Annotated in this window: 7 protein-coding genes and 1 other annotated feature; of the genes, 2 read left to right on the top strand and 5 right to left on the bottom strand. The window is 32.6% G+C overall.

Features of this window, described 5'->3' with window-relative positions; translation table 11 throughout:
- Positions 1–66: 66 nt before the first annotated feature.
- The 3 genes from K5S59_RS17635 to K5S59_RS17625 form a co-directional block, all read right to left on the bottom strand.
- Positions 67–1050 (bottom strand): sensor histidine kinase, encoded by a 984-nt coding sequence (locus K5S59_RS17635; protein WP_000593187.1) that lies wholly within the window; start codon positions 1048–1050, stop codon positions 67–69.
- On the bottom strand, positions 1047–1754 hold the full coding sequence (locus K5S59_RS17630; RefSeq protein ID WP_000238977.1) for a response regulator transcription factor: 708 nt from the start codon (positions 1752–1754) through the stop codon (positions 1047–1049). Before K5S59_RS17630 ends, K5S59_RS17635 begins: the two co-directional genes overlap by 4 nt.
- Before the next feature lie 126 nt (positions 1755–1880).
- Positions 1881–2795: an acetamidase/formamidase family protein gene (locus tag K5S59_RS17625; protein ID WP_098147150.1), complete on the bottom strand. Its 915-nt coding sequence runs from the start codon at positions 2793–2795 to the stop codon at positions 1881–1883.
- Positions 2796–2950: 155 nt separating this feature from the next.
- Between K5S59_RS17625 and K5S59_RS17620 the strand changes: the two genes are divergently transcribed.
- The gene (locus tag K5S59_RS17620) at positions 2951–3379 is read left to right on the top strand and encodes a cell wall hydrolase (protein WP_001128407.1); all 429 of its coding nucleotides are present in this window, start codon (positions 2951–2953) and stop codon (positions 3377–3379) included.
- Positions 3380–3436: 57 nt separating this feature from the next.
- Here K5S59_RS17620 and lysS read toward each other — a convergent pair whose 3' ends face one another.
- Both lysS and K5S59_RS17610 read right to left on the bottom strand, forming a co-directional pair.
- On the bottom strand, positions 3437–4990 hold the full coding sequence (gene lysS / locus K5S59_RS17615; protein WP_120450224.1) for a lysine--tRNA ligase: 1554 nt from the start codon (positions 4988–4990) through the stop codon (positions 3437–3439).
- An 82-nt stretch (positions 4991–5072) separates the two neighbouring features.
- Positions 5073–5329 (bottom strand) — a binding site (T-box leader).
- A 66-nt stretch (positions 5330–5395) separates the two neighbouring features.
- Entirely contained in the window at positions 5396–5566 is a 171-nt protein-coding gene (locus K5S59_RS17610; RefSeq protein ID WP_120450223.1) for a DUF2197 domain-containing protein, read from the bottom strand.
- A 230-nt stretch (positions 5567–5796) separates the two neighbouring features.
- On the opposite strand from K5S59_RS17610, the gene K5S59_RS17605 reads away from it, so the two are divergent.
- Positions 5797–6498, top strand: a complete 702-nt coding sequence (locus tag K5S59_RS17605) for a class I SAM-dependent methyltransferase (RefSeq protein ID WP_001080013.1) — start codon at positions 5797–5799, stop codon at positions 6496–6498.
- Positions 6499–6633: the final 135 nt, after the last annotated feature.

The following is a 6633-nucleotide window of genomic DNA, read 5'->3' as shown; positions in this document are numbered from 1 at the left end:
CATTAAAGCGGGATAAAATAAGGCTAAAAAAATTATCTCCAAATTTCTTTAGCCTAGATCACTTATTTACACATTAAAAAATATAATTCGTACAACGGTACCTTTACCAACTTCTGAATGGATTTCTACACTATGTCCTAATTGTTTCGTAATTTCATATACAAGATATAGCCCCATTCCAGTTGATTCTTTAAAATCTCTGCCATTTTCCCCTGTAAAGAAAGGTTTAAATACTCTAGGTAAATCTTGCTTCGGTATCCCTACGCCATAATCGGTGATTTCAAGTATAACGTTACTATCTTCCTTACAAGCATTTACTTTAATCTTCTCTCGACTACCAGATGAATATTTAATCGCATTCGATAGTATTTGTCCAATTAAAAATTGTAGCCATTTTGCATCACTTTCTACAATAATATCCTTATCAATTTTAAGCTCTGGATATACAAAATTCCGGATAAAAAAGCGTTTATGTTCATGCACAGAATCATTCACTATTTTATGTAGCTGTACTTTTTCGACATAAAAATCTTGTGTAAATGCTTCTAAACGTGCGACATACAAAGCCATCTCTAACCCTTTTTTCAATCTATCTGTTTCCTCATTTATACTTTCAAAACGTGGGTCGACTTCATCTTGTGTAATTAATTCTATTACAGATAAAGGTGTTTTCATTTGATGTATCCACTGATTCATAAAAGTTAAATGATCATTATTTTTTCTCTCTTGTATTTGCAGCTGGTTTTGATAATGTCGATATTGCACCTCAAGTAGCTCTTGAAGTTTAGTAGATAAAACTGCAAAATCTGATTTTTGAACAGAATCATCCAAAGAATGCAACGGATTTGCTAATCTTTCATAGAACGTACGATGAGTAAAGTAACGAAATACTAAATAACCTACCATAAAAAAGACACCTAAAAACATTGCATATAATGCCGTTGCAATATGGTTATGCCCATCAAACCAATATACAAGAAATATGGCTAGTAGCTGGATTACTGTAAAACAAATAAGTGGTATATGATCACGAATAAATAATTTTATCATTTCTCCATACCATTATCCCAAGTTATATGTAATCTATAACCGACACTACGAATCGTTTCAATTGCATCTTCAATCTGTAATGTTTTTAACTTTTTACGCACACGAGTTGTATTTACGCTTAAAGTATTATCATCAACATACGATTCGCTATCCCATAATTTATTTAATAGCACTTCTCTACCCACAACACGCGGATAATTTTTCATTAACATCTCTAATAAAATAGCTTCATTTCTTGTTATATCAATCTCTTGATTCTTAAGCCTCAATACAAGCCTTTCGGGATATAAGCAAAGACCTTGTTGCTCAACCATCCGTTCTTCTACTTTCGGTGCATAATCTCCGTAAGCGCGTCTTAAATGACTACGAATTTTCGCCATTACAACTTCGTAATGGAATGGCTTTGGAATAAAATCATCACCACCGTTTTCAAGCGCCATAACTTGATCCATTGTGCCTTCACGAGCCGAAATAAATAATATCGGACATGTAGAAACTCCGCGAATTTGACGACACCAATAGTACCCATCAAAACTTGGTAAATTAATATCTAATAAAACTAACTCTGGTTGTTCTTCTAAAAAAATGTTTAATACATTTTGAAAATCCGATACAATAATTCCTTCATACCCGTATTTCGCGACATGTGTTGATAATAATTCTGCAATTTTCATATCGTCTTCTACAATCATAATTTTAACCATGTGTTTACTCCTTTTTCGATCCACAATCTTATATTCAATTATATAAAATAAATACTACCTTTTTTTATATCATACGTAAATCAAAAAAGGATACTTTTATACAACAGCATCCTTCTTCTATTATTCTTATTTAATATGAAATTTACTCAAAGTAAACCCTAGTTTTTCCATATAATTCATACCTAATTCCATCCTAGCAGTCTTCAGTGGATCCACAACTTGGCAAATTTTTAAATTACCTGCTGCTGATAATAAAAGCGTTGCATCAGCTTTAGACATTTCTAATTCTTCATGTAAAAATGTCACCATATTTCGCACAGCACGATTCGCTGCATCATCTAATAATTTCTCTGAAGCAATCGTCATTACTTTTTCTTTTTGGATAGCCATTGGTAATGGCCATTTCTTTCCTTTTATAATTTGAACTGTTACAGTAACCTCACCAGCAACTTCTACGCCACTAACACCAATTTCACCATCACCCATCGCTGCGTGTAAATCACCTATTGCTAATAGAGCGCCAGGAACATTTACAGGTAATAGTAATGTCGTCCCTTCTTTTATCTCTTTACAATCCATATTCCCACCATGATCATGCGGAGTGCCACATGAAATGCTCTCTTCTTTCGGCGCAGTACCAATAACACCAATCATTGGATTAATCGGAATTTGTAATTCATTTGAAAATAAAACATGTTCATTATGTATTGGGACAATTTTCACTGTATTTTCATGTAGCTCTTCACCCATTACGCCAAGATTCGTTCCTGTAGTTAAAACACCTTGCTCTGCAATTTTAATCTTTTCAATCGATACGACTAAAATATCACCGGGTTCTGCACCATTAATAAATACTGGACCAGTGGCTGGATTAATACGGTTCCAATCTAATTCTTGAAACGCAACATCTTCAGAATCAATTTGATTTTCAAAGCAATCATATGTTTCATATACAACACGACTCCCTACTTCTACTTCCATACAAGGCTGATTATCTGGTGACATTGCGTAAATGATATGTTCTTTATGAATACGATACATGTTATCTCTCCCCTTTTATATTGGCCTACAATTACTAATTAGCTTTTTTCGTACAAGATCCTGTTAAAAATTATAAATTTACATATAGAAAAGCACCTAGCTTATTTTCATACATACACTCTTTACTATAATAGATAAAGAAAGGTGGTAGCACTATGCCCCTTATTCCATATAACGAAAGTGATGTTGATTTACTAGCTCGTTTAATTCGTGCTGAAGCTGAAGGAGAAGGTCGACAAGGTGAACAACTTGTTGGCTGCGTAGTAGTAAATCGTGTATTTTGTGATTGCTTAGATTTTAAACAGCTTCGTTCTGTACGTGACGCGGTATATCAAAGCCCTGGCGGATTTGAAGCAGTGCAATACGGATATTTTTATCAGCGTGCTCGTGATTCTGAAAAAGAAATTGCAAGAAAAGTTTTACAAGGTGAATGGCGCTGGCCAGCACGATGGGCTCTATGGTATTTCCGTCCAGTTGGAGCTTGTCCGCCTGAATGGTATAATCAGCCATTTGCAGGGCAATTTAAAAGCCACTGCTTTTATGAACCACGTGGTGATGAATGTCCAAAAATGTATTCACGATAGCATAATTTGAAACGCAAGTACTCAAATCTCTGAGTACTTGCGTTTCTTTTAGATTGTTTAGAAATCTAATAATGCGATGAACTTTTCAACTCCCACAACATGTATTAATAACGGTATACGCGGGCCGCTAGACTGATTCATAATGAGCCTATATATAATCAAAAACAATTGTTTTTGATTTTCTTTCATTATTTTTTTATTTTCATGATGACAAATTGAATACAAATTTTCCATAAAGTTAGAGTAATCTTTATTAGAACGAAGTATTTTGCAAACTTCTACTAACCATTCTTTCTGTCTTTCATCTAATGTGTTGTAAAACTCTGTATTTCTCTCTAGATTTACCGCAATTAATTTTTCAGATTGAAAGTTTCTTATCCAATACTCTGCGCGGTTACATATCGCTATCATAGCATCTAATGTATAACTTCTATCTATTTTTTCTAATATACCTTGTAAAATAGATGAATCAAAATTTAATAGCGGTAACGTTCCTGCTACTTGATTAAATTTCGGATATTCTTTAATTCTGCTATCAACTCTAGAAAGTTTAATTGCCTCAAATAAATCTTCATTTTTGAGCGTTTTATTCTCATAACTATCTTTCAATCGTTCATATTCTGTATAATTGCGAATTACATCTTCATCAAGACCGATATGAAAAGCTGCGTTTGGTCTATATTTAGCAAACATGAAAAGAATCACTTCTGGTAAATACACTTTTAACAACTCGCTAGGTGTAATACTATTCCCTGAAGAACTAGACATTTTTTCGTGATGCCCTTTTATTCCTATGAAATCATACGCAACGTAATGAGGAGCTTCACGATTAAATATTTCTTTTGCGATTTCCTTGGATACATTATAACTACCCGTTTCCGATGAATGATCTCTTCCACCCGGTTCAAAAATAACATCCTCTATCATCCACCTCATCGGCCAATCGATTTTCCAATTCAGTTTCATTTTATTTGTATTTAATACTGATAATTCATTTTGATTTCCACATACACATTCATACTGAACTGATTTTAATACTTCATCAAAATGTGTAATCGTTGTTGCATCTTTCCCGCATTTTTCACAATATAATGTAACTGGATAAAAGCTCTCTCGCTCTTCTTCACTACACTCTCCAGTTTTAAAACTCATTAAAATATCATATATTTCTTTTCTTTTATATAAAGACTCGAATATATTTTCGTTATACCTTCTGCTTCTATATTCAGCATGTTGATATATGAATTCCACTTCAATTCCAAATGCTTGAAGAGATTTCTCAAACTCTTTTTCAAAATGCTCTGCATACGAATTATGACAGCCATATGGATCTGGAATATCACAGTATGGCATACCAATATATTTTGCAAAAGATGGATCAATATTTTTAGGGACTTTTCTAAACCTATCATAATCATCCCATGAAAATATAAAACGAGTCTTTTTCCCTAAATCTTGAAGTGCTCTTACAACGAAATAAGTCGTTATTATTTCGCGAAAATTCCCAATATGAACAGAACCAGATGGACTTATTCCAGATGCACAAACAAATGTTTCTTTGTTTGGATGTTTTCTAATTAATTCATGTGCTACTTCATACGCCCAATGCATATATTACTCACCTCATTTATTATTTGTTTTTACATTTTCAAATTTATACAATAAAAAAACTCCCACCCCCAAGATTATTCATCTTGAGGACGAGAGTTGTTAGCTTCGCGGTACCACCTCAGTTTGTTAATACATCGCCATATTAACCTCTTCAGGTACGACAAAATATGCTTATACCCTATCTCTATAACGGGAGAACCCGTCGCACCATCCCTAAACAAATTAGTTCCTTGCGCAGCTCCAAGTCTTTTTTCGTTAAAATGTATACCGCTCTTTCTCAGCTACCAGAGCTCTCTGTACGTATCCTTTTTTAACTACTCTTCTCTTCCATGCCATTTTATATATTAGTTTTTTCATATGATAATTTATAATACTATTATTGTCAAACTTTTTCAGAAATAAAAGCTATCTAAATAAATGCTTTATCGCTTCTAATTGAATTTTGTGGCTACACTCATCACAACAATATGTCCCTTTCGATTTTTCTTTAAATCGCTTATATTTTTCACTTCCCTCGTAAACACGGAATATATTTTTACAAGAAAAACAAACAATTTCATAAAACATCATATGCATTTTCCTCTCCATGTTTATACATTTGTTTAATCGCTTGAGAAAACTAATTTTCCAAAATACAAATCTTAATATCTTCCGACTAAAGGTTTACCTCTATTCTTATTGAATTATATAAATATCTTATAAAGCGAGGTGAAAATCTTGATCAGCAATATACAATTGGTTTCATTTACCAAATCTAGTTTAGCTGAAGAACCTTGCTGGAATGAAAGTATTGGAGTTGAATCATTATGAATCGTATTAGTTACATAAGAAACGAAGAAAAGAAATATCATGACCTTTGCTATGAACAATACAAACTATTTGAAACTGGCTCTTGGCTTTACAAACCGGTTAAAACAGTTATGGACTTAATGGAGTACTTTGAAGGACAAAATAACTTACAAGTACTTGATCTCGGCTCTGGCGTTGGAAGAAATAGTATTCCAATTGCACAAAAAATAAAAAATGCTAGTGGTACTGTTACTTGTGTGGACTTACTGGATTCCGCTTTAACAAAATTACAAACTTACAGCAAAGAACATGATGTATTTGAAGTCATACAAACAGAACAAGCAGCAATTGAAAACTACTACATCCAACCTGATACTTATGATTATATCGTTGCAGTATCAAGTTTAGAGCATGTCAAATCAGAAGAAGATTTAAAAAACGTGCTCCATTCTATGAAAAAAGGTACAAAAACTGGTGGTATCAATTGTTTCATTATTAACTCGAACATACAAGAAATAGACTTACATACGAATGAAAAATTAGATGCTTTAATTGAAATTAACCTTCCTACTGAAGATATGATATATCTATTAAAAAGCATTTATAAGGAATGGAAAGAAATAAAAATAGAAATAAAAGAGTTAGCTTATGTTATAGCCCGAAATGAAAGAGACATTCAATTAAAAACAAATGCCATTACGTTTGTCGTTCAGAAATAATCGTATAATAAAGATGTGACTCTTTCTCTCAAATTCATTTTTATTATACAAAATTTGTTACTTTATATATTTATTAATCAAAATACAAAAACCATGCTTCAGTATCATTAGAAACATGGTTTTTATTATTGATTA

Source organism: Bacillus sp. BML-BC051 (assembly GCF_019656175.1).
Classification (GTDB): domain Bacteria; phylum Bacillota; class Bacilli; order Bacillales; family Bacillaceae_G; genus Bacillus_A; species Bacillus_A mobilis.
Note: the sequence above shows the minus strand (reverse complement) of the source record. Positions and strands in the feature narration are given on the sequence as shown.

What these genes read in the sequence shown, in the direction of transcription:
- K5S59_RS17635 (WP_000593187.1), bottom strand. Translation starts at nt 1,050, where the DNA reads ATGATAAAATTATTTATTCGTGATCATATACCACTTATTTGTTTTACA.
- lysS (WP_120450224.1), bottom strand. Translation starts at nt 4,990, where the DNA reads ATGCATTGGGCGTATGAAGTAGCACATGAATTAATTAGAAAACATCCA.
- K5S59_RS17610 (WP_120450223.1), bottom strand. Translation starts at nt 5,566, where the DNA reads ATGCATATGATGTTTTATGAAATTGTTTGTTTTTCTTGTAAAAATATA.
- K5S59_RS17625 (WP_098147150.1), bottom strand. Translation starts at nt 2,795, where the DNA reads ATGTATCGTATTCATAAAGAACATATCATTTACGCAATGTCACCAGAT.
- K5S59_RS17630 (WP_000238977.1), bottom strand. Translation starts at nt 1,754, where the DNA reads ATGGTTAAAATTATGATTGTAGAAGACGATATGAAAATTGCAGAATTA.
- K5S59_RS17605 (WP_001080013.1), top strand. Translation starts at nt 5,797, where the DNA reads ATGAATCGTATTAGTTACATAAGAAACGAAGAAAAGAAATATCATGAC.
- K5S59_RS17620 (WP_001128407.1), top strand. Translation starts at nt 2,951, where the DNA reads ATGCCCCTTATTCCATATAACGAAAGTGATGTTGATTTACTAGCTCGT.